Source organism: Marinobacter sp. CP1 (assembly GCF_001266795.1).
Lineage (GTDB): Bacteria > Pseudomonadota > Gammaproteobacteria > Pseudomonadales > Oleiphilaceae > Marinobacter > Marinobacter flavimaris.
The window spans coordinates 2,474,747-2,496,249 of sequence record NZ_CP011929.1 but is presented as its reverse complement, the minus strand read 5'-3'; the positions used below and the strand labels follow the sequence as shown (position 1 = coordinate 2,496,249).

19 protein-coding genes and 1 pseudogene are annotated in these 21,503 nt (G+C 55.2%); 9 read left to right on the top strand and 11 right to left on the bottom strand.

The window, feature by feature from the left end; genetic code table 11:
• Positions 1-84 precede the first annotated feature (84 nt).
• On the bottom strand, positions 85-1,401 hold the full coding sequence (locus tag ACP86_RS11540) for an IS1380 family transposase (protein WP_053113071.1): 1,317 nt from the start codon (positions 1,399-1,401) through the stop codon (positions 85-87).
• A gap of 93 nt (positions 1,402-1,494) precedes the next feature.
• On the opposite strand from ACP86_RS11540, the gene ACP86_RS11535 reads away from it, so the two are divergent.
• The 6 genes from ACP86_RS11535 to ACP86_RS23470 all read left to right on the top strand — a co-directional run bounded on the left by ACP86_RS11535 (position 1,495) and on the right by ACP86_RS23470 (position 4,394).
• On the top strand, positions 1,495-1,809 hold the full coding sequence (locus ACP86_RS11535; protein WP_227507699.1) for a di-heme oxidoredictase family protein: 315 nt from the start codon (positions 1,495-1,497) through the stop codon (positions 1,807-1,809).
• Positions 1,772-1,873 carry a hypothetical protein gene (locus ACP86_RS23695; protein WP_227507882.1) on the top strand — a complete coding sequence of 34 codons (102 nt, stop codon included), beginning with the start codon at positions 1,772-1,774 and terminating at the stop codon, positions 1,871-1,873. The genes ACP86_RS11535 and ACP86_RS23695 overlap by 38 nt, the downstream gene beginning before the upstream one ends.
• Before the next feature lie 195 nt (positions 1,874-2,068).
• Positions 2,069-2,428, top strand: coding sequence for a porin (locus ACP86_RS23475; RefSeq protein ID WP_158499463.1), 360 nt, complete (start codon positions 2,069-2,071; stop codon positions 2,426-2,428).
• Positions 2,329-3,225 carry a porin gene (locus tag ACP86_RS11525; RefSeq protein WP_082220561.1) on the top strand — a complete coding sequence of 299 codons (897 nt, stop codon included), beginning with the start codon at positions 2,329-2,331 and terminating at the stop codon, positions 3,223-3,225. The genes ACP86_RS23475 and ACP86_RS11525 overlap by 100 nt, the downstream gene beginning before the upstream one ends.
• Before the next feature lie 660 nt (positions 3,226-3,885).
• Positions 3,886-4,188, top strand: coding sequence for a hypothetical protein (locus ACP86_RS11515; protein ID WP_053113939.1), 303 nt, complete (start codon positions 3,886-3,888; stop codon positions 4,186-4,188).
• A 74-nt stretch (positions 4,189-4,262) separates the two neighbouring features.
• Complete coding sequence (locus ACP86_RS23470) at positions 4,263-4,394, top strand: hypothetical protein (protein WP_264752385.1); 132 nt, start codon at positions 4,263-4,265, stop codon at positions 4,392-4,394.
• Between the two features lie 1,172 nt (positions 4,395-5,566).
• Here the strand turns inward: ACP86_RS23470 and ACP86_RS11510 are convergent.
• Positions 5,567-6,355 carry a copper resistance protein B gene (locus tag ACP86_RS11510; RefSeq protein ID WP_053113937.1) on the bottom strand — a complete coding sequence of 263 codons (789 nt, stop codon included), beginning with the start codon at positions 6,353-6,355 and terminating at the stop codon, positions 5,567-5,569.
• Positions 6,356-6,366: 11 nt separating this feature from the next.
• Positions 6,367-8,232, bottom strand: coding sequence for a copper resistance system multicopper oxidase (locus ACP86_RS11505; protein ID WP_075267635.1), 1,866 nt, complete (start codon positions 8,230-8,232; stop codon positions 6,367-6,369).
• 207 nt (positions 8,233-8,439) lie between these two features.
• Between ACP86_RS11505 and ACP86_RS11500 the strand changes: the two genes are divergently transcribed.
• Together ACP86_RS11500 and ACP86_RS11495 are read left to right on the top strand one after the other, a co-directional pair.
• Positions 8,440-9,111, top strand: a complete 672-nt coding sequence (locus tag ACP86_RS11500) for a response regulator transcription factor (RefSeq protein WP_053113933.1) — start codon at positions 8,440-8,442, stop codon at positions 9,109-9,111.
• Positions 9,112-9,236: 125 nt separating this feature from the next.
• Positions 9,237-10,463 (top strand): ATP-binding protein, encoded by a 1,227-nt coding sequence (locus ACP86_RS11495; RefSeq protein WP_227507698.1) that lies wholly within the window; start codon positions 9,237-9,239, stop codon positions 10,461-10,463.
• A gap of 75 nt (positions 10,464-10,538) precedes the next feature.
• Here the strand turns inward: ACP86_RS11495 and ACP86_RS11490 are convergent, their stop codons facing one another.
• The 8 genes and pseudogenes from ACP86_RS11490 to ACP86_RS23690 all read right to left on the bottom strand — a co-directional run.
• The gene (locus tag ACP86_RS11490) at positions 10,539-12,035 is read right to left on the bottom strand and encodes an ArnT family glycosyltransferase (RefSeq protein WP_053113928.1); all 1,497 of its coding nucleotides are present in this window, start codon (positions 12,033-12,035) and stop codon (positions 10,539-10,541) included.
• A complete protein-coding gene (locus ACP86_RS11485; protein WP_008169859.1) occupies positions 12,019-13,047 on the bottom strand; it encodes a glycosyltransferase family 2 protein in 1,029 nt (342 codons plus the stop codon). The genes ACP86_RS11490 and ACP86_RS11485 overlap by 17 nt, the downstream gene beginning before the upstream one ends.
• Positions 13,031-13,420 carry a GtrA family protein gene (locus tag ACP86_RS11480; protein WP_039881780.1) on the bottom strand — a complete coding sequence of 130 codons (390 nt, stop codon included), beginning with the start codon at positions 13,418-13,420 and terminating at the stop codon, positions 13,031-13,033. The genes ACP86_RS11485 and ACP86_RS11480 overlap by 17 nt, the downstream gene beginning before the upstream one ends.
• A gap of 218 nt (positions 13,421-13,638) precedes the next feature.
• Positions 13,639-16,836, bottom strand: a complete 3,198-nt coding sequence (locus ACP86_RS11475) for an efflux RND transporter permease subunit (protein ID WP_053113926.1) — start codon at positions 16,834-16,836, stop codon at positions 13,639-13,641.
• 14 nt (positions 16,837-16,850) lie between these two features.
• The gene (locus tag ACP86_RS11470) at positions 16,851-18,134 is read right to left on the bottom strand and encodes an efflux RND transporter periplasmic adaptor subunit (RefSeq protein WP_053113924.1); all 1,284 of its coding nucleotides are present in this window, start codon (positions 18,132-18,134) and stop codon (positions 16,851-16,853) included.
• A 24-nt stretch (positions 18,135-18,158) separates the two neighbouring features.
• On the bottom strand, positions 18,159-19,295 hold the full coding sequence (locus ACP86_RS11465; protein WP_227507697.1) for a TolC family protein: 1,137 nt from the start codon (positions 19,293-19,295) through the stop codon (positions 18,159-18,161).
• A 285-nt stretch (positions 19,296-19,580) separates the two neighbouring features.
• Complete coding sequence (locus tag ACP86_RS11460; RefSeq protein WP_035561679.1) at positions 19,581-19,937, bottom strand: P-II family nitrogen regulator; 357 nt, start codon at positions 19,935-19,937, stop codon at positions 19,581-19,583.
• 17 nt (positions 19,938-19,954) lie between these two features.
• Positions 19,955-20,083, bottom strand: a pseudogene (locus ACP86_RS23690) (efflux RND transporter permease subunit); the annotation flags it as partial.
• A 96-nt stretch (positions 20,084-20,179) separates the two neighbouring features.
• On the opposite strand from ACP86_RS23690, the gene ACP86_RS11455 reads away from it, so the two are divergent.
• Positions 20,180-21,481 carry an IS1380 family transposase gene (locus ACP86_RS11455; protein ID WP_053113920.1) on the top strand — a complete coding sequence of 434 codons (1,302 nt, stop codon included), beginning with the start codon at positions 20,180-20,182 and terminating at the stop codon, positions 21,479-21,481.
• The last annotated feature ends 22 nt before the right edge of the window (positions 21,482-21,503 follow it).

Below are 21,503 nucleotides of genomic sequence, written 5' to 3'. Positions count from 1 at the left end.
CAACTTCTGGTCGTCAGGCAATAGCGGGTTGCCCCGGGCTGGTTTTCCGGGTGGCTTTAAGGTAGCGGCTGTTGTCGGACTTGCTTAACCGGAGGCGGCAAGGCTTCCATAGAGGTCGCGGTAAACGGCAAAGCCCGGACAGTGCCGACCAAAGCGCAGAATCCACTGCCGGCCGCTGTGCACCAGGCGGCAGGCCATGGTCATCAGTTCCTGCATCACCGTTCTCAGGCGGCGGCGCTTGGCCGGATGGCGCACTGGCGCATCTGGGGCGGTCAGTCTCAGGCCCATCCAGCGCAGCACGTTGTAACCCATGGTGGCGAAGGCCATGACCAGGTTGTTGGTGTCGAACTTGCCGGAGGGCAGGCGCTCCAGGTCCAGGTCGGTCTTGAACTCGCTGTGAAATTGTTCACTGGTGGCATGGTCGCTGTACAGCGCCATGATGTGTTGCTCACTGGCCACGTCAGCGGGCAAGGAGGTAATCCAGCCTTCGATGCTAACTTCTGGCTCCAGGTACAGCTGACCGGAGGCATCGCTGGTGCGAACGGTGACCTTGACGATGCGACGCAGGCCGGGTTCATCGGGAAGGTCTTCTGACAGAACCGCTTCCATCTTGCCGTCGCGGTCCAGCGACCAGACTTCCTTGGCCTGGGCCTTGTTTGCCCAAGCCAAGGGATCCTGCTTGCGAGGGTTCCACTTGATCAGGAAGTCGATCTGGTCCTGCTCGCGCAGGAAGTCGCGATTGTCACGGGCATCGTGTGCACTGTCCAGACGCAGCAGGATGGGCTTGTCCGTCAGTGACCGGGCCCGGGGCAAAACCCGTTTGAGGGTATCCAGAAAACCGTTATTGGCGTGCTGGCTGCCAGGGCGTAGCTCGCAACCCAGGCACCAGCCTTCCTGGCCCAGATACGCGGCAATGGGTGCATAGCCGTCGTAACCCTTGTAGGTGTAGCTGACACCCTCTTTATGGGTCTGGCTGTTGTCCATGGGAAAGACATCCATATCCAGGGCAACATGGCCCATCGCCAGTGGTGACACCGGCGCTTCGACGGACTGAAGAAATTCAACGCTGGCATCCTCCAGCAATGGCGTCAGGGCTTGGGCATCTTCATCAAATCGCTGGCGCAAACGGGCTGAAGATGGCGACTGCTTGATGCCCATCGCCGATTTGAAGAACGGATCTGTTCGTACCGGCTCGGCCGCCTCGAAATCGCTCTTGCCCAGCGTGATCAGGCCCAGGTAGGTGCGGATCAGCTCAATGTTCGGAATACCGTGCCGCTTGACGACTGTGCGAGCGGTTTTGATCAGCGACGTGTGCCGGTTCAGGCAGTGGCCCACCAGGGCCAGTCCGCCGTGGGGTGTATAGACTTCGGTTCGGGATTGCTGGAGAGTGAAAGTACGCATGAGCTAAATGCACTGACTGGGTGAATGGATGTCAGGTGCTATTATATCGCCCAAGGCTTTGTTATTGCAGGCTTTGGATACAGTTTCAGCCGGTTGAACTCACGGATTCAGGAGTTTGCTAATGGCGGCGACCCCGAAGTCAGCGACAAAGTGGCAGGCTTTATCACCTTCTACGCCAGCAGCCTTGCAGTTCCCGCCCGTCGCGCCATGGAAAACCCGGAAGTGCAGCAAGGCGCCAGACTCGTTAGCAACACGGGGTGTGCCGCCTGCCACACACCAAAGCACACGACCGGTCTGGTCGCTGACCGGCCAGACCTCAGCGACCAGACGATCTGGCCCAGCCATTTTGTGGCACGGGGGCGAAGCCGAGATATCCAGGGAACAGTTCAAGGCACGATTCAGGACTGAACGTGCGGTGCTGATTGCCTTCCTGAAAGTGCCTGAAGAGGCTCCCGGTTGCACTAAAGTCTAATGTTAATTGGCTTCTCAGTCATCGGGCTTGTGCTACGATCAGTGTGGTTAATATTGTTGCTGTGCCCAGCGCTGACGCAAGACCTGAAGCCACTTGAGTTTCGGGACAAGAGGGCGCAGCACTTTATGATAATGGACGTAGTACGCATGACACGTTCAGTAATAAATCAATAATAATTAGGGGTTTATGATGCTAATGACAAATAGAAAAGCGGCACTGAGTTCAGCGCTCGCACTGGTGATGGCGGGGTTATCTTCGCCGGGTCACGCCATGGAGTTCAAGGTGTCCGGCCAGCTGGATCGTGCGTTCACCGTCGCGGATAACGGGAATGAGACTGATTACGCGAGTGTCGACAACATCGGTTCCAACTCACGTTTCCGGTTCACTGGCAATGAGAAGATGGCCAACGGCATGAACGTCGGTTTTATCTATGAAATGTCAGTTGTTCAGTTCGGATCCACGGAGTTCGATATCGGCAAAAATTCCGGGGGGGTGACGTTAACCTGGATACCCGGAAAATTGACATCTATCTCGAGGGTGACTTTGGTAAGGTGAGCTTCGGCAAAGGCGATGGTGCTGGCTACTACGCCAACATGATGGATTACTCCGGAACGCTCTACTACGGTGGCGGTGCCTGGTATACCCTTTATTCTTCCGGCATCAGTTTTGTCGATGATAACGGCAACCAACTTTACAAAATTGGTCAAACCAACAGCGTCTTCAATGCCGTTGGTCGACAAGAGCGTATCCGCTACGACAGCCCGTCGATCGGCGGTCTGGTGCTGTCGACCAGTCTCGACAACGGCAATGCCTATGAACTGGCGGCCCGCTACCACGTAGATTTGCCGGGAGCCAAACTGGCCACGGGGCTGAGCTGGGTTGATACTAATGATCTGAATATTGAGGCCTCGCCCACCAATGGTCAGCCACTCACCCCCGGTTCGGAATTCAAAGCCAAGCAAGTCCTTAGTGCTTCGGCGTCTTTGTTGCTGGACGGTGGCCTGAACTTTACCGTCTCCTACGGTAATGATAAAACCGACGCAATGGCCAATGCGGGGCAGGCTAATCAAGAAGGCTTTGATGCGACCAACCTATTCGGTCAGGTAGGCTACTTGACTGGCGCCCATCACTTTGCAGTCAACTATGGCGAGACCAAAGATCTGATTGTTGAGGGAACCAAGGGAAGCCAGATTGGTCTGGCATACGTGTACGACTGGTCGAGCGCGGTCCGCTTGTTCTCCTCGTATCACCTGTATTCGCTTGACCTGCCTTCGTCGGTCAAGACCGCTGAAGGATGGGGCGATGCCAACGATATCAGCCAGCTCTATGCCGGTATCCGGGTCGCCTTTTAACCAACGGGTCTGACCTGAATAACGGACAGGAATAAAATATGCACAAACTGCGGTTATGGATAATTCCCGTGCTGGTAGTGGCTCTGTCGGGCTGCGGACTTAATGTGGTCCGACCCGCTGACACGACGACGATGCCGGGAGAAGACCGCCTGCCTGATGGACCAGGCCTGTTTGCCAGCAGTCCCGATGACAGCGCCCGGGAGGGATATTCTATCCTGTCGGGTCGTTGCTCGGATTGTGCGACCAGTCAACGCGCCGGAGGGAAGGCGGCCCCGGACTCTGACACCTACAGAAGCTTCGAAGCCTTCAGGCGGATGGATCCAGACTCACAAGAATACAGGGAATTTCAGAAATGGCTGGAATGGAAACAGTTTCGCCAGTGGAAATCCCGGCAGCAATGAGGCTCGGGGGTGAAAAACTCTACCGTGCCCCGTGCCGACTGTTATGACCAAGCCCCGCTCAACTTTCCTTTATCTGGTAGATGCTTGTCGCTTTTCTGCCATCTCTGCTATAACTACTTGTCGCTGGATTGGCTTGGTCGACGATACCTACAAAAAATCTCAAATCAGAGACGTCGGAGGAATAATGAAAACAATACCAAAGTGCATTGGTTAGGGATGCCTGGGAGCGCTGATCGCTGTAAACGGCGTACCCGCCGCCATGGCTGTTGAGGTTACCACGGCATCGGGAGTGAGACTGGACATAATCACCCAGGGCAAGTTTCAGCCCACATACTTCGGAAACTTCGATCTGGACAGCAGCAAAGAAGACGCTGCCACCGGCGAGACTTCGTTCGGTAGCTACGATGTTTACTGGATGCCAATTAACGATGGGTTGATTTCAAACTCTACCGACCCGAGCCGGCCGACTGCGAACGTGGCAAACGGGGAACCCGACAGGGACGTTTACGCATCGAAATTTGATACTGACCTTGGCAACGACAGCCGGGTTTCCCCATCCTGACCTATAGCGATAACCAACAGCAGACCGCGCAGGCGACCTATTTCGGTGTCGAGTACATTGGAAACATTGGAGTTATGAACGTCCGGGCCCTGGACGGAGCCGGTTATGGTCCGATCTCCAACGCCGGTACCGGTAACAACCCGGGGCAGATCATGCTTTCGGTCGGAAGCTCCGGCAACCTTGCGTCAATCTCGCCATCTCCATGAAATCCGCTGACTCCCGGAAATACCTGTTTTCAACACTGGTTGATAAGGCCGGAGAGGTCGAGCGGGTTGCTGATACGAAGCCCGCGTTCGATACTGCTACATCCCCGCGAAGGATTCTGCCTCTGCCATCGGGTTTCAATCCGTAGAGGGTGTCGTCCTTGCCTACATCAGCGCAGGACAACCCCGGCCGGCTGGTTTTTCTCTTCGATGCAAAACTGGTGCTGGGCTCAGTCACCTCTGAAAGCATAAAGCTGATTGATGAGCTGCAGTCCGACATCAAGGGCTCAAAAGCGATTTACCTTACAGTTGGCCAGTCTTGGTATAAATTACATGGACGGCGAAGACGCGAATAACAATGGCGGCGACGAACTTCGCGGAAGAGTCCAGTATGTCTTTTGATGGTTAACCAGAGGCGACGGCAGAACACTCTGCCCCTTTTTTTGTGCGCCCGGCAGGGGCGCACTCCTGGAGGTGCAAGTCCTCCCGTAAGCTGGCCACAGCGAACGAAGTGAAGCGCAACTGCGGAAGGGCGAGCAACTGTTGAGAGGAAGCGTGGAGCGTAAACCGTGAGCCGATGAACAAGAATCGGATATGAGGCACTGCCGAGCAGGGCGAGCGGGCCAGAAGCCGCGAAGCTCTTGTGGCCAAGGCGATGCGGCGTAAATCCGGCGGTTGTGCGGTGAAGGAGTGTGTTCTTACCCGGGGATATCTCGCCTTATGCCTGAAAGGGCAACGTGGCAACACGGAGCGGAAAGGTGAAGCCTTGCCAGATGTGACCAGCGATGAAACAGGACTCCCGCGACGAGAATCGGAGGGCGCAGGGCGAGGCCTGCTTGAGCAGGTATTCGCACGAGAGAATATGCAACGGGCATGGAAGCGCGTGAAGGCCAACAAGGGAGCGGCGGGTAGGCATCCCGAAACCGGACGGAAGTGAACGGGAACTGCTGCGCCTTGGCGCGAGTCCCTGGGTTGTGGAATCCGTGGCGGCCCTGAGCCGTCGCTGGTGGCATAACAGTCGGTCTGCCATTCACAACGTGCTGACGATTGCCTACTTTGATCGGTTGGGCGTGCCGCGTCTCTCGTGATACCTCAACGTCGCGAACCGCCCGGTGCGGACCCGCTTGCCGGGTGGTGTGGGAGGGGCGGAGCCTAGTGGCTCCCCCCTATCCCGATTAGGGCTTTATGGTGTTAAAACCACCACCGGACGCCCGCCACGAAGCTGGAGGACTCGACGTCTTCCCCTCGCGCTCACGAAGGTCCTCTGTGTTGCCCAGAAAGCGGGTGTAAGAAACACCCACGTAGGGCGCAAACTCCCTCGAAAAGTGGTATCTCAGGCGGAGCCCCAGGCCCACATTGTTGATGCCACTACCGACGCCCCATTCCTCGACATCGCTGAAGGCGACGAGCGTTTCGCCGCGGCCCTGCAAAATGAGCCTTTGGGTCAGCAGCCAGTCGTACTCGGCTTCAAGATCGTATGACACGTCACCGTCGTCGGTCACTCTGAAGTTGGTGTCTACCTCAAACCAGTACGGGGCAAGTCCCTGCAATCCAACGATGGCAGAATAGCGTTCCTTATTAGGGCTGGGGCCAAACGTTGTCTGGGCACCCAATCCTGTCTGTATATCCCAGAAGCGATCGAAGCGATAGCTGTACTGCACATCAAAATTTTCGATGTCGCCGCTGTCGCTGGATAGATCGGTCTCACCTTCCGTTTCGACCCAGAGCCGATTGCGATCTTTGCCAATCCATCCCTGGGCATCCCACAGGGCCATTTCGTTGTTGCCGTCACGCTGGTATTCCAGCCGGTCAAACAGAACCTGGCCAAACACCTGGTTGTCATGTATTGGCAGTGTCCAGTCCGGTTCGGCCTGAACGCCAGTACCAGCGGCGCCGGCTCCCGAGGCAAGCGTTAAGGCTGAGGCACCCACAACCCACTTGATGCGATTCATCATAATGTTCATCCCCTATCCCGTTAAACGACCGACACGACACGAAACATGCCTGCGTCCATGTGGTACAGAAGGTGGCAATGGAAAGCCCAGTCACCCGGTGCATCCGCTGTGATCAGCGCGGATACACGCTCGCCGGGTTTGACGGAAATCGTGTGTTTGCGTGGACGATATTCACCTGCACCGGTTTCCAGTTCCATCCACATGCCATGCAGGTGAATGGGGTGATCCATCATCGAGTCGTTGACGAGGATCAATCGCAGGCGCTCGCCATGGTAGAACTTGACCGGGCCATCGACTTCAGAGAACTTTTTGCCGTCGAACGACCACATGTAACGTTCCATATTGCCGGTAAGGTGCAGTTCCACCTCGCGTTCGGCCGGGCGCTTGTCGGGCCAGCCCTCAATGCTCTGCAACTGGGAATAAGTCAGCACCCGATGGTTGGCTGTTTCAAAGCCTACACCAGGGTCATCCAGACGCGATTGCGGGCTGGAAGCCACCATGGCCGCCCCGGGACCGTGATTATCAGGGCCATGGGATATCGGCCGACCCGCCGTCGGGACCTCATTCATCGTTGCTTTGTCCGAGCTCATCTTGTTCATTCCCGAGTCGGCGCCATTCATCATCATTTGGCCATGGGCTTTGTCGTTGCTGCCTGACATCATTTCCATCTTGCCACCCATGTCCATGCCGCTGTCCATGTTCATATCGCCGTCCTTGCCCATGGCGCCCATGCTCATCGCGCCCATGCCCATGGCGGCCATACCGCGCTCGGTTCGCGGATACATGGGCGGTACTGGCGCCTCCATTCCCTTGCGGGTGGCTAACGTTCCGCGCACATACCCCGACCGATCCTGTGACTGGGCAAACACGGTGTGAGCCGTGTCGGTTGGCTGTACAATCACGTCGTAGGTTTCCGCCACGCCAATGCGGAATTCATCCGTTTCAACGGGTTGCACTGGTTGGCCGTCAGCGGAAATAACCGTCATCGGGAGGCCCGGGACACGGACATCAAAGAAGGTCATCGCCGAGGCATTGATGAATCTCAGGCGAATTTTCTCGCCGGGACGGAACAGCCCGGTCCAGTTGCTGGCGGAAGGCGATCCATTCATCAGGTAGGTATATTCAGAAGCGGTTACATCCAGAATATCCCGGGGGCTCATTCGCATTCTGCCCCACATGCCGGCTTTGCTCCACGCAGCATCCCAGCCCATGGTTTCAACATCCTTGAAGAAGTCGCTAACGGTGCGCTGGTTGTAGTTATAGTAGCCCTCTGCCACTTTCAGGTTGCGGAATACGTCCTCGGGAGAGTCAAAGGTCCAGTCAGATAGAACCACAACGTATTCGCGATCATAGGCCACCGATTCGGGCTCGGCAGGATCAATGATAATCGGCCCATAGTGGCCTAGCTGTTCCTGAAGGCCAGAGTGGCTGTGGTACCAGTAGGTGCCATGCTGTTCGACCGGGAAACGGTACTCAAACGTTTCGCCGGGCATGATGCCGGGAAAGCTGACGCCAGGAACGCCATCCATCTGGTACGGCAGAATCAGACCGTGCCAGTGAATGGATGTTGCCTCCGGTAGCGTATTGGTGACACGCAAGATTGCCTCGCGCCCCTGTTTGAGGCGCACCAGAGGCGCTGGCAGAGTGCCGTTGATGGTGATGGGCTGTTCCGAGACTCTGCCCCCTATCTTGAGAGGTGTTCTCGCGACGGTCAGGTCGTAAATGTCAGCGCCATTACGCACGGTGTGAAATGCATTCGTGTTGTCCAGTTGTCCTCTAGCATAGGCCGGTAACAAACTGTCGAAACCGGCAAGAAGTCCCATTGTGGCAGCTCCTTGTATAAGGCGGCGCCTGGACACACCTGCATAGAAATGTCTATCGCTCATAGGTTGCTCCTAAAACCATGTATATACAGCTTCTCGCGTTCGTGGCTCGATTGTTGACTCTACCCGGTGCAACTGAAATCAAACTGAAAAGTCGACCGGTAACCCCCCATTTTTAACGGGTTGCTGTTTTTCTGGGGAGTTGCCGTTACTGGTACAATCCATGGCAGACTGGCGAAACTTTCCCACCACGAAAAACGGCGCTTACAAATGAAAATTCTGATTGTTGAAGACAATGCTGTACTTGCCAAAAAAATATCGGGCTGGCTTGCGCAGGCGCACTACACAGTAGATATCGCCAAAACCGGCAAAGAAGCGGACTCGTTGATTGAAACAAGCTCCTACCAGGCCGTTATTCTCGATATCGGACTGCCCGATGAAAATGGACTGTCTTTAATGCAAAGATGGAGAAAAAACGGGAAAAAAGAGGCCATCCTTATTCTGACCGCACGCTCCAACTGGACTGAGAGAGTAGAAGGGTTGAATGCGGGAGCTGATGATTACCTTCCCAAACCGTTTGAGTTTGATGAACTGAAAGCCCGGCTCAGTGCGATTATCCGAAGAAAGGACGGCAGAACGACAGACCAGATCAGTGTTGACGGATTCAGTCTCAACGCCACCTACCGAACGCTTACCACGCCCGACCAGAAAGAGTTCAGACTGACAGCTACGGAATTCCGCCTTTTACAGTGTTTCCTCCGTTCACCGGACCGAGTGTTTTCCCAGGACGAACTGGTTGAATCCCTCTACAACATAGAAAGATGCCCCACCAGAAATGTCGTTCAGGTTTACATAACCCGGCTTAGAAAAATAATAGGGGTCAATAAAATAAAAACATTGCGTGGCCAGGGCTACTACTTTGAAAAAGATGCTACCCGCTGAACGCCCGAGTGAACCAACCAGGTTAAAATATGTCTGCTCCAAAAAGTATCCGCAGAACAGCCATTCAGTATGGTGCTGTTTTCAGCCTCGTATATTTTACTCTGATATTCTTTTCACACACCTACGTGATAAAGCAACTATCGGACGAGTCCAGGAAGCAACACCTGAACAAAGAGCTGGGAAACTTTCAGGCAATCATTGAGGCTGAATCCCCCACAACCGACGACCTCAGCAACATGATCAATCAGTTTGAAATGCTTCTGGGGCATGCCATCGTCATCGAAACGGCTAGCGGAAGCGTCCTGGCGAGCCCGAACTTTGACCAGAGCCAACTGCAGGGCGCTGCAGAGAAGCCCGAGGGTTTCATCCACATAGCGCAGGGTGCGAACACGCTTTTCGGGCTTAGACGTACGTTCACTGCTACTGGAAAGCTGGCCTCAATCACCGTTCTTGAAACCGAGGGGGCGCTCTCTGAACGACCGCTGAAGGCCCACCTGACATTGCTCGGTGCCTCGGCCGTTCTTCTGGCGATACTGCTGGCACTGATTGGAACCACCACACATCTGACGTTAAAGCCCATCAGTAGGATAAAAGAGGACCTGAGACGGCTCCAATCCGGGAAACAAAGTCGTCTGAACCCTCACGTGCCGGAAGAGTTTCGTCCGCTGATCCGGCAGCTCAATGATTTGCTCGAGCTGTCAAACCGGCGGCTGGACCGCCACCGCCGCCTGAATTCCGATCTCTCTCACCTGGTCAAAACCTCTATTTCTGCCAATCTTGCCATTTTGTCGGATATCGATACCTTGCCTCCGTCCCGGGAGGATGTTGTGTTTATGGCCTCTAACTTGCGGGAGCTTGACAAATCCCTGAAATACCGGATGAGCAAAGCAGACATATCAGGCAGACAGATGGGACGGACGTGCATGCCGGTTGAAATCACGGCAAGTGTCATCACCGTTATGGAAAAAATCTTCCCTGACACGGTTTTTCGCCTCCACACCAACTTACCTGAAAACTTCAGCTGGCCAATGGAACGGCAGGATCTTTCAGAGCTACTTGGCAATTTACTCGAAAATGGCGGGAAGTGGTGCCAGACAACCGTCGACGTTACAATCGTCCGCACGTCATCAGGGCTCTCCATAGAAGTAGCGGACGATGGCCCCGGAATTTCTCCCGAGGCGGCAGCCACTGTCATGAACAGGGGTGCCAGGCTGGATGAAACGGTCGCGGGTTTTGGGCTCGGATTGTCCATCGTGTCCGAGATTGTCGAAGACAACCTCGGACACCTGGAAATCGGATCCTCGAAAAACGGAGGAGCCAGGATTCTGATTTTACTGCCATTTCCGGACTAGATCACTGCCAAAAGGCCAGCCATCTTGAAAATCCGGCCTTCAAAGACTCAGTTTTAGCAGTAATCAGCTGCGTCATTAATCATTCTTCGAGTTTAATTCAGAATCAACGGGGTCATTCTGGCTGTCTGTTGGCGGAAGATCGATCGAGAATAGCTGGTACCGTTCGTTCTCCCCCAACTTCTGAGCGTCAGTGGCCCGCGGACCAAGAACCTTATCTACCGCATCGTTTGGAATTGCGGCAAAGACCCTGGCGTACCCGTCAGCGTCCAGCAGACTGTCGAATTCTGTGGAGGTGATTTCGACAGCGTCGCCCAACGAATAAAAACGTGCGGAAAATGGCATCTCGCCAATGTAAAAGATTGGACCGTCTCCCGCTTGCTGAATGCTCTCATACCGGCCTATCAATTGCTTCTCGGTTTTTAGTGGTTTTACTCCGCTCACACCTATGAACACAAAAAGGGTAATGAGAACGGGTGCAAGTAATACAGCACCCGACCTGATTCTGGACCAGGGACGTAAATTGAGCTGCGACACCCATCCGGCAATCAGAATGGCCGAGAACGGCAGAGAAGGAAGTATGTAAGTCCAGAGCGTGTTGCCTGCCAGGGTAAAGAACAGCATTGGCGTTATCGCACAAAACAACAGATACAGCGTTGAGGCGTCTTGAACAGCACCAGTGAATATATCCTTTGTTTTGCCTCGCGCCGCCGCAAGGCCAAAGCCAACCAAGCCAATGATACCCCAGGGGAATGAAGCCCAAAGCCAGAATATCCAGATCATGCCCTTGGGCCGGTCATGGGCACTACCGTACAAATCGCCGGCCCACCCGGGGTCCAGAAACCGGCTAAAGTGTTCGCCAATGATGAAATAGTTGAGGAACCCTGGCGTTTTCAATTCAGCGAGCACGTACCATGGCACGGCAATCGCCAGTGTCAGAAGTGAGCCAAGAAGCCAGGGTAATTTTTTCAACGGCTGTAACCGCTGCCTGAAAATAGCAGCCCATAGCACCAGGGGGATAACGGTCAGTACAACAGCCAACGGTCCCTTTGACAACAAACCGATGGCCAGGCCCATGAAAAACCACCAGCGCCAATAGTCAGAGCGCCCTGAAAGCACAAACCACACGCTCACCAAGGAGAGGGTCGTTCCAAATACCAGGAACGTATCCGTCATGACTGCGCCGGCACTGATATAAGTGAGTGCCATCGTGGAAAGCACAAGAGTAGACCACCGAGCGACCGCAGCACCTCGCGCATGATTTGCAAGGCACCACGTCAGCCATACGATTCCAATCGTGGCGAACCATGCCGGTAGCCGCAATGAGAATTCAGACAGTCCAAATATCTTTAGAGAGGCCGCTTGAGCCCAGAATGACAGGGGAGGCTTCCCCCAGAACGGAACGCCGGGTTCAAACCAGGGCGTTATCCAGTCCCCGGATTCAGCCATTAACCGAGCGATTTCAGCGTATCGGGGCTCCGTTGTATCCACGAAGGGAAACAGCGTCATTCCGATAAAGCGACTGAACAATACGGCAGCCAGTACCCAGAACCAGGGCTCAAATCGCTTTAGCATTCTTGACGCCTCTGAAGTTGCTGATTTGGTCTCGGCTTGATACCTCTTTGTTCTCGACCACTTCTTCGGTCAGATACAGTGGTCGCTGTTTCGATTCGATGTAGGTTTTGCCCACATACTCACCAACGATACCAACGCTCACCAGTTGTATGCCGCCCAGAAAACTGATGAGGGCGATTAACGATGGGTAGCCGTCAGTCGGATCGCCGAGCATTATTGCCTTCGCTACAATCCAGACACCGAACAATCCACCAACGGAGGCGGCCAGCAAGCCGACAAGCGTTGCCCATCTGAGAGGTGACACTGAGAAGGAAGTCAGGCCTTCAAGGGCCAGGCCGACCAGGCCCGGGTAGTCCCACTTACTCTCGCCAGCCACTCTCAATGCCCGGTCGTATTCGATGATCGTCGTTGGCATACCAACCCAGGCAAAGAGTCCCTTCATGTAGCGGTTGCGCTCTCCTAACCGGAGAAGGGCATCAACTGCCCGCCTGCTCATCAATCGGAAATCACCCGTGTCGACCGGGATTTCAGTGCGACTGGTCTTATTCAGCAAGCGATAGAAAAGGTGCGCACTCCAGCGCTTGAGAAAACTCTCGCCTACACGTGATCGACGTTGCATCAGAACGACATCAAAGCCGGACTTCCAACTCCTGACCATCTCGGGAATGTATTCAGGTGGATCCTGAAGGTCCGCATCCAGAACGATCACCGCATCCCCCTTGGCATGCTCCAGCCCTGCTGTTACCGCTGCCTCTTTGCCAAAGTTGCGGCTTAGCTTGACGAGACGGATGCTCGATTTCCTTTTAATGAAAGTCCTAACAAATTCGGCACTGCCATCCTCGCTACCATCGTCCACAACCACGATCTCCGAGCGAATATCGAGGCTCGCAAGGATCGGCAATACATGCTCAAAGAATAGGGGAAGCATCGAACGCTCATTGAACACCGGAACCACCAGGGAAAGCAGCTCTGATTCATTCGGCGCACGGGAAGTCTCAAGAGGTTTGTTCATGAAACACCAGCCTTTGGTAGACAACATAGTTAAATACAGCGACAGCCGCAGTGGTTAGAAGCTGAGCAGGCACAACAGAGATTTCAAACAGTTGATGCAGGACTAAAAAGATCAGAACGTTCAGGAGAGCTGCGAGTGAACAGGAAAAGGCATATCGCCAGATGGCCTGGATGTGTGGGCGTGCGTTTGGAAAGGCCAAAGTTCGCTGCAACCAGTAGTTGGTAACCGCTCCTACAACGCTTCCAGAAAAGGTGGCTGCTACGGGGGCCATGCCAAGCAGAACCAGGCCGGACATGGCCGCCCAATGGAAAAGGGTTGCCATTCCTCCGGCGGCAATAAATCCACTTATTCTTTTAAAGGGAACCTTCTTCATCCTGGCCGACACACCCGTGGCTAACCATCGTGCCCGATGTTTCAACAACAATTCCGGAAATGGTGAACATTGACTCTTCAGAAACATCGGGCACCAGAATCACAGTCACAGCCTTCTTTCTAGGAGCAAAGTTCAACAGCAAGACCCTCGTCTCCGTTAAAACGGGCGGAATTACACTTCCATGCATGTAACCGCAACTATGCATTTCCGCCTCACATCTACCGCTGAATATCACCCACCTTGGCTCTCGAAAAGCGACCGAACAGAACCGGCAAAACAAAGAGTGTCAGGAAAGTTGCAGTCACGAGACCACCAACAATCACGCTGGCCAGTGGCTTCTGGATTTCAGCACCCACGCCCGTCGACAACAGCATCGGTATCAAACCGAGTGCCGAGGTTATTGCTGTCATCAAGACAGGACGTAAACGGGAGACGGCACCTTCAAACACCGCGGCATCCACGCTCAACCCATCCTGTATTCGCTGATTGATGCTTTCAACCATAACGACCCCATTGAGCACTGCCACACCGAACAGCGTGATGAAACCGACCGAACTGGGCACCGAAAGATACTGGCCGGAGAGCCAGAGTGAAAAGACGCCACCAATAACGGCAAGCGGCACGTTGACCAGAATCAACAGCGCTTGACCAACCGAACTGAAAGCAAAGTAGAGCAACAGCGCGATCAGCCCCAGAGATACAGGTACCACAATGGTCAATCGTTTCTGAGCTCGCTGCTGGTTTTCGAACTGACCACCAATATCCACCGAATAGCCGGGGGGAAGGTTCACTTCTGACGCGATGGTATCCTGAATATCGGCAACCACACTGCCCATGTCACGACCCTGCACATTGGACTGAATGACCACACGGCGCTGAACGTCGTCGCGGCGCACCTGGGGCGGGCCAGACTCAATAGACACATCGGCCACATCACCGAGTCTCACCCAGGCTCCGGAAGGCGCCTGCAACCTGAGATCAGCAATGGCATCCCGGTCTTCCCGGAAACGTTTGGCCAGGCGCACATAGATATCGTACCGCTCATTTCCGTTGATGATCTGGCCCGCGGCGGCACCACCCAGTCCGTCCCGGACGACACTCATCACATCAGACACGGCGAGTCCGTACCGGGAAAGTGCCTGACGGTCTGGCTGAACCACCAACTGCGCTTCACCGGCAATCTGCTCCATGGCCACATCCCGTGTTCCCTGAACTGTTCGGACCGCCGCTTCAATCTGCTGGCCTTTCTCCGCCAGTACGTCGAGATCCGGGCCAAAGAGTTTGATGGCCAACTGCGCACGAACACCTGACAACAATTCATCAACCCGAGTCGCGATAGGCTGAGAAAAGTTAAACAGTAGTCCCGGGTGCTGTTCGAGCTTCTCCTCAAACAGAGCCTGCAATTCATAGCGATTACTGGCGCTGGTCCACTCCGAAGTTGGTTTTAAGCCAATATAGATCTCTATATTGTTAACGGGCTCCGGGTCGCCACCTATTTCTGCTCGGCCAGCCCGGGAGAGAGCGTAAGTCACTTCTGGAAACTCCATCAACATGGCTTCCAGTTTTGGCGCAACTTCAATCGCCGTATCAAGGCTTGATGAAGGGGCCAGCGTCACCCGGAGGTTGATCGTCCCTTCTTCCAGTTCAGGGACAAACTCCGTACCGAGTCGCGGCACAACAAGAGCCGCCAGCACGACAAGAACAGCCGCCGCGCCAACAACCACGCGGCTATGCTTCAGTGACCAGGCAAGCCCCATGCGATAGAGCTTTTCCAGGGGTTTTAGAATGAAGCTTTCCCGCTCCCGGATACCCTTACGGAACATGTATGACGCCAGCGCGGGTACAACCACCAGAGCGACGATCACCGCCGACACGATAGCCAGCATGATGCTGATTGCCATTGGCTGGAACAGCTTGGCTTCCACACCTTCGAAGCTGAACAGAGGCATGAAAACGACCAGGATAATCGCCGTCGCGAAAAAAATCGGCCGCGCCACTTCCCGGCCGGCTTCCTGGAGACGAAGGGCAATGCCATGATCATCGTGTGACGCGTCCAATGGATCGGGGTCATCTCCAGCCAACTCATCCCGATGGGCGTCATGCTCAGCATCAGGATGGGTCAGATGCTTGAACATGTTCTCAACCATAACAACAGAGCCATCCACCAGCATGCCGATTGCCACAGCAATGCCGCCCAGAGACATCAGGTTGGCCGAGAGACCGAACCAGGCCATGATCATCAGGGCAATCCCGATGGAAATCGGTATTGAAAGCAGCACCAGCGTTGTTGCCCGCAGATTCATCAGGAACAGGGCAAGCACAATCGCAATAAACACAAAAGCCAACAAAAGCGCATTGGTCACCGTCTCTACGGCCTTGGTCACCAGATCCGCCTGGTTGTAATAGGGCTCAAAACGAACCCCACTCGGAAGCGCCTGATTTATGCGATCAATGCGGGCCTCGATGCCGTCGATGGTGGCTTTTGTGTTGGCCCCCATTCGTTTGAGTACAATGCCAGAAACCACTTCACCCAGTTGTTCAACCTGACCGGCTTCATCCTTCCGGGTCATGGTTACCGCACCCTGGCGAATTTCAGTGCCCAGCGCTACCTCGGCGACATCGTTCACTGTCACTGTAATGCCATCACTGGTTTTAACGGGCACCTGACGGATCTGCTCGAGCCCCTGCTCGCCATTACCCAGCCAGCCCATACCGCGAATAACCAACTGCTCCTGCCCGCGGCCCATATACCAGCCCCCAACATTGGAGTTGTTGTTCTCCAGGGCTTCCATGACATCGTTCTGTGATAAGTCATAGGACAGCATTCGCGCCGGGTTCAGGTTAACCTGGTACTGGCGGACCTCTCCGCCAAACGACAGGATTTCCGTAACCCCTTCAGCCGGTATCAGCAACAGTTTGACCAGCCAGTCGTGCAAGCTGCGCAATTCCATTGCGTCGTACCCCGAATCCGGGTCCGCTATCAGCAGGTACTGGTAGACCTGGCCAAGACCGGACGTATTCGGCCCCATTTCAGGCACCCCGACCCCGTCCGGAATCAGCTCCCGCGCGGCCTGCAACCGCTCGAAAACCAGTTGGCGCGCGAAATAGATATCCGTGCCCTCTTTAAAGACCACGGTGACACCAGACAACCCGGTTTTGGAGATGGACCGAACCTCCTCAACATCCGGCAACGCATACATCACCGCTTCAATGGGATAGGTGATCAGCTGCTCGACTTCCTCAGCCGCAAGTCCGGGCGCCTCTGTATTAACAGCGACCTGGACGTTTGTAACGTCGGGGAAAGCATCAAGATTCAGTTTTGGTATCTGAAACGCGGCCGTGGCGATAAGCACTGCAAGCGCAATAAGAACCAACAGGCGGTTCTGAACCGCCAAGTCGACTACTCGGTTGAACATAATGGCTCCCGGAATCAGTGGTTGTGCGGATCAAAGCCGCCTTTGGCAATCTCAGAGGCCACAAAAAATGCGCCCCGCAAAACGACTCGTTGGCCCGCAGCCAGGCCGGAAACCTCACGGAGCCCGCCAATTGAGCGGCCCAGTTCCACTTCCACGGGTTCATACTCGCCTTCGGCCTCTTCCACATAGACCGTCCAGTCGCCGTCCGCGCCACGCATCAATGCAGTCTCCGGCACGGCAAGCACCGGCTCGCTGGTCTTAAAACGAAAATACACATCTGCGAACATTCCTGGATGAAAACGATCTTCAGGATTGTCCAGCTCCAGCCTGACAATCCGCGTGCGGGTCACAGGATCAATGGTGTGGGCTTCCTGGGACACCGTTGCCACGCCCACACGACCCGCTGCCCTGACTTCGGCTTCCGCGCCCTTCTCTAGAACAATGTCGGAGCTTGCTGGCAGATGGGCTTCTACCCAAAGCTCACTCTCATCAGCAAGAGTCACCAGCGGCTGGCCAGCCTCAACTCTTTGTCCTTGCTCAAACTCATCGGTCAGTACTGCACCATCCACGCGAGCCCTGAGCATGTATTCACCGAGGCTACCCACACCACTGGCCTTCAACGCACCAATGTCATCATCGTTCAGCCCGTAAGCAAGCAGAGTCGCCCTTGCTGCTTCAATGTTGGCTTTCGCTGTATTGAACCGCTGATCGCCAACCACGGAACGACCCAGCCCGCTGATTCGCTTCCATTCAGGAAAAGCTTTCCTGTAATCCGCCTGCGCCTGTGCCACCGTCTCACTGAACAGGGTTACCAGCGGCTGGCCCTTGGTTACGTGCTCACCCAGTTCCACGTGACGCCGCAGCACCACTGAGGCAACCCGGGGGGACACGTGATAGCTGGTATAGCCGTTGGTCAGCAGCTCACCGGGAGCGTAGATTTCATAGTCAACGTGCTTGCTTTCGAGGGTTGCTACTTCAATGCCGGCGAGCTCTTTCTGTTTGGCATTGATGCTTGCGGTAGTTGCTTCTTCATGGCCACCGTTCTCGTCTTCGTGGCCGTGCCCCCCTTCCTCTTCATGATCACCTTCCTCCTCATGCTCACCTTCCTCCTCATGCTCACCTTCTTCACCATGATCTTCCTTATACTCGCCCTCCTCACCGGTGACTTCCTGATGATCGTCGCCACTGGCAGCATGATCATGACCGGCTTCCTGATGAGCATCTTCCTCTGCCTGTACAAAAGAAAGTGGGGCTGTAAGCAACGTCAATGCGAATACAGAAATCAGAGTTTTTTTCATAATGAATATCCAGTTTCCAGACTATTATTGGAAGAGGGTGATCAGTTCGCCAGACTGGCTCAAGAGCTCAATCAGACCCAACTGCGCCTGCTTTTCCAGTTCAATACCGGTTTTCAGGCTCTCTGCGCGCTGGCCCAGCGCCTGGAGATACTCGGAGGTGGAGAGGTCGCCGACCTGCCACTGCTTCTCAAGCAAATCAGCACTTCGCTGTACACGCCCCTGGGAGAGTTCTGTCCATCGACGAAGTTGGGTGTCGTATCGCTTCCAGGCAGCTCGGGCGCCCGCCAGATCATACTGCTGCTTCCGATAAAGTGCCTGAAACCGAGCTTCGGCCTCTAATGATCGTCGGTTGGCAGCCTGGATTTCGGCACGGTAGTTATTACGGACATTCAGAGGGATCGAGAACGTCAGGCCAACCAGGTTCTCACCGCCATCACGCCCTCCGCTCAGCCCGACCGTGGGAGATGCCGCCGCTCTGCGACTGACCACCTCGGCTTCGCTCCGCAACACCTGCCACCTCGCGCGGGCAGCAGCAATTGACGGATGATCCAGCAAATTGTCGTTATCGACCCTGGAAGCAAGAGCCGGCCAAATGTGCCCGGGGATCCCCCCATCCTGAGGCCGCCAATCCGGCAGAAGCTCTCTGACCCGGGCTTGCGCCTGATCAACCGCAGCCTTTGCCTGGGCGAGTTCACTGAGCTGCTGAGAAAGGCTTAAAAAAAGCAGCTCTGCATCGGTACTCCCCAGGTCGCCCGCCTGCTGGCGTTGCTCAACCTGCTCCAGCAAGGCATCCAGACGGTGTTGCTGGGATTCCGCAATTTCTTCGGCACGCGTCGCCGCGCGCCACTCGACAAGCGCAAACAGCGACTCGGACGTTTGTGCCAAAACCGCCTCGTTCAAATCAGCTTCAGCGGAAAGCCTGATCAGCTTTGCCTTGTCCTTTAGCGCACCCTGTTGATCAGACCAATCGATCGTTTGTGATAGCCCTGCCTCAAAGTTGTTTTCACTGCCCGTTCTGTCTGCTCCAACAGACAGCTCCGGGTTATACAGCGGTTGTTCGCTTGCCTCAGCATCCGCATCCCGGGCTGCCGCCTGCTCTGTCGCCGCCATGACATCCGGATGCTTGCTTATCTGGCCAGTGAGCCAATTTGTCCAATTCACAGTCTCCGCTTGACCGAACAGAGGAATAGACAATAGTACTGAACACAGCAACGCCCTGGGCGAGTGCTTGCTTGCCTTCATCGACTTTCTCCCGAAGGGGTTGTTAGCCACAATTCATGGGGGCGAGACGCCCATGACAAGGTAGGTAGAGGTGGAGATAGTAAGTGAAAAGGTTGAAATGAACTTGAATTTGGAAGGCATTAGCTCAGGGAACTTGAAAGTGCTCCTCAATAAGGGCGGGGAGAAGCGGCAACGCGACTCATGGCCACGATGCCGCCATCCAATCTAGGAAAAGCGCTGGTTTGATGCCGGTTGAAGTGCGCTCTCGTCGGTCGCACCATCGTCGATACGAACAGCCCGAACCAGGCGGGATACAAGCACCTTGCCGTCACCCGGGTGCCCTTCCTGGGTTCTGCCCGTTCTGACAATGAGTTCCACAACTTCACCAGCGACATCATCGGTCGCTACGTCTATTTCCAGCTTGACCATCTTCACTTTCTCCAGAGGCGACTCATCGCCGACCAGATGACCAAATTCGCCGAGAGACACGACAGCAATACTTGCCACCCCCTTAACTTTGGCCAGAGCATCAACCACATGCTCTGCCATCACTTCTCTGACATACGCTTTTATTTCATACATAAACCGTCTCCTGACTATCAGACTGAAACGTCACGACGTTCAGATGCAAACCACTGGTACACACTGGGCAACACCACCAGCGTCAGCAGCGTTGAAGTGATCAGACCGCCAACCACAACCGTTGCCAGTGGCCGTTGGACATTAGCCCGGATTTCTCATGAGGGGATAAAAGAAAGCGGCTGAAAGTGCTATAGTTTCAGGACCTTACACCGTTCACCAAGCACCAACAGCCGCTATCCAAAATGGTACCTGAAAAACTGACCTTCTCGCCACTGTCTCGCCGTCAAATTGAAGCCGATTTCTCCGGTGGTCATATCACCTCCGATGCCGGCCTGCTTTTGCTTCGCGAAGTCGACAACCAACACCAGCTCACTCAGCGCCTGGCTACGGTGCTGGACGATGCCCGTAATCCGGTACTGGTTCGCCACAAGCTTCAAACCATGATCCGGCAACGGGTCTTTGGCGTAGCCGCCGGATACGAAGATCTGAACGATCACGAAACGTTACGCGCTGACCAGGCACTTCAGACCGCGACTGGCGAAGCGGCCATTCTAGCGGGCAAATCAACACTGTGCCGAATGGAGCAGCGCGTGGACCGGCAGGCCGTGGTCAAGGCCCACGAACTGATGTGGCATCACTTCATTGAGCAGCACGACGCCCCACCCAAGGAAATCGTGCTGGACTTCGATGGCACCGACGTTCCGGTGCATGGCGACCAGCCCGGCAAGTTCTTTAACGCCTACTACGATCACCATTGTTACTTCCCGCTGTACGTGTTCTGCGGCCGTCACCTGTTGGTGAGCTACCTGCGCACCAGCAATCGAAGCGACAGCCGCCATAGCTGGGCCATTCTGGCCCTGCTGGTGAAGTTCATCCGGCAGTACTGGCCGGATACCCGCATCGTGTTCCGGGGTGACAGCGGCTTTTACCGTCCCCGATTGCTGAGCTGGTGCGACCGGAACAACGTGGACTATCTGGTCGGCATCAGCAAGAACAGCCGGCTGCTCAAGGAGGTAGACGTACCCTCGATGCTGGTTCGCAAGGCTCACAACGAACTGGGTGAAAAAGTCTCCGCCACCTACCGGTTCCAGTACCAGGCCCGAACCTGGAAACACCCCCGCTGGGTGATCGCGCGTCTGGAGGAGTGCGAACTGGGTGCCAACCCCAGGTTCATTATCAGTTCCCGTTACGACGACGGCGTTAAACTCTACTACGAGCAATACTGTGCCCGGGGTGACATGGAAAACCGGATCAAGGATCAGCAGTTGTGTCTGTTCGCAGATCGCACCTCCAGCACGCGGTGGTGGACCAATCAGTGGCGGTTGCTCCTGTCGGGCTTTGCCTACACGCTGTTCGAGCGATTACGGGCCCACTTGAAGAAGACGCCCTTCGAGAGAATGAGCGCCAGTAACCTGCGGCTGAAGCTGATCAAGGTGGGCGCGGTCATCATTCGCAACACTCGGCGCATACGGGTGTTGATGAGCGATGCCTATCCTTACAAAGACGAACTCTCTGACCTGGTGCGTCAACTGGTTCCGGGATAGAAGCCCGGGCTCCCCCGGCCCG

Bases quoted from the DNA above. Each gene is read 5' to 3' on its own strand.
- ACP86_RS11540 (WP_053113071.1), bottom strand. From the start codon at position 1,401: ATGCGTACTTTCACTCTCCAGCAATCCCGAACCGAAGTCTATACACCC.
- ACP86_RS23475 (WP_158499463.1), top strand. From the start codon at position 2,069: ATGACAAATAGAAAAGCGGCACTGAGTTCAGCGCTCGCACTGGTGATG.
- ACP86_RS11515 (WP_053113939.1), top strand. From the start codon at position 3,886: ATGGCTGTTGAGGTTACCACGGCATCGGGAGTGAGACTGGACATAATC.
- ACP86_RS23470 (WP_264752385.1), top strand. From the start codon at position 4,263: ATGAACGTCCGGGCCCTGGACGGAGCCGGTTATGGTCCGATCTCCAAC.
- ACP86_RS11510 (WP_053113937.1), bottom strand. From the start codon at position 6,355: ATGAACATTATGATGAATCGCATCAAGTGGGTTGTGGGTGCCTCAGCC.
- ACP86_RS11505 (WP_075267635.1), bottom strand. From the start codon at position 8,232: ATGAGCGATAGACATTTCTATGCAGGTGTGTCCAGGCGCCGCCTTATA.
- ACP86_RS11500 (WP_053113933.1), top strand. From the start codon at position 8,440: ATGAAAATTCTGATTGTTGAAGACAATGCTGTACTTGCCAAAAAAATA.
- ACP86_RS11490 (WP_053113928.1), bottom strand. From the start codon at position 12,035: ATGCTAAAGCGATTTGAGCCCTGGTTCTGGGTACTGGCTGCCGTATTG.
- ACP86_RS11485 (WP_008169859.1), bottom strand. From the start codon at position 13,047: ATGAACAAACCTCTTGAGACTTCCCGTGCGCCGAATGAATCAGAGCTG.
- ACP86_RS11480 (WP_039881780.1), bottom strand. From the start codon at position 13,420: ATGAAGAAGGTTCCCTTTAAAAGAATAAGTGGATTTATTGCCGCCGGA.
- ACP86_RS11475 (WP_053113926.1), bottom strand. From the start codon at position 16,836: ATGTTCAACCGAGTAGTCGACTTGGCGGTTCAGAACCGCCTGTTGGTT.
- ACP86_RS11470 (WP_053113924.1), bottom strand. From the start codon at position 18,134: ATGAAAAAAACTCTGATTTCTGTATTCGCATTGACGTTGCTTACAGCC.
- ACP86_RS11460 (WP_035561679.1), bottom strand. From the start codon at position 19,937: ATGTATGAAATAAAAGCGTATGTCAGAGAAGTGATGGCAGAGCATGTG.
- ACP86_RS11455 (WP_053113920.1), top strand. From the start codon at position 20,180: ATGGTACCTGAAAAACTGACCTTCTCGCCACTGTCTCGCCGTCAAATT.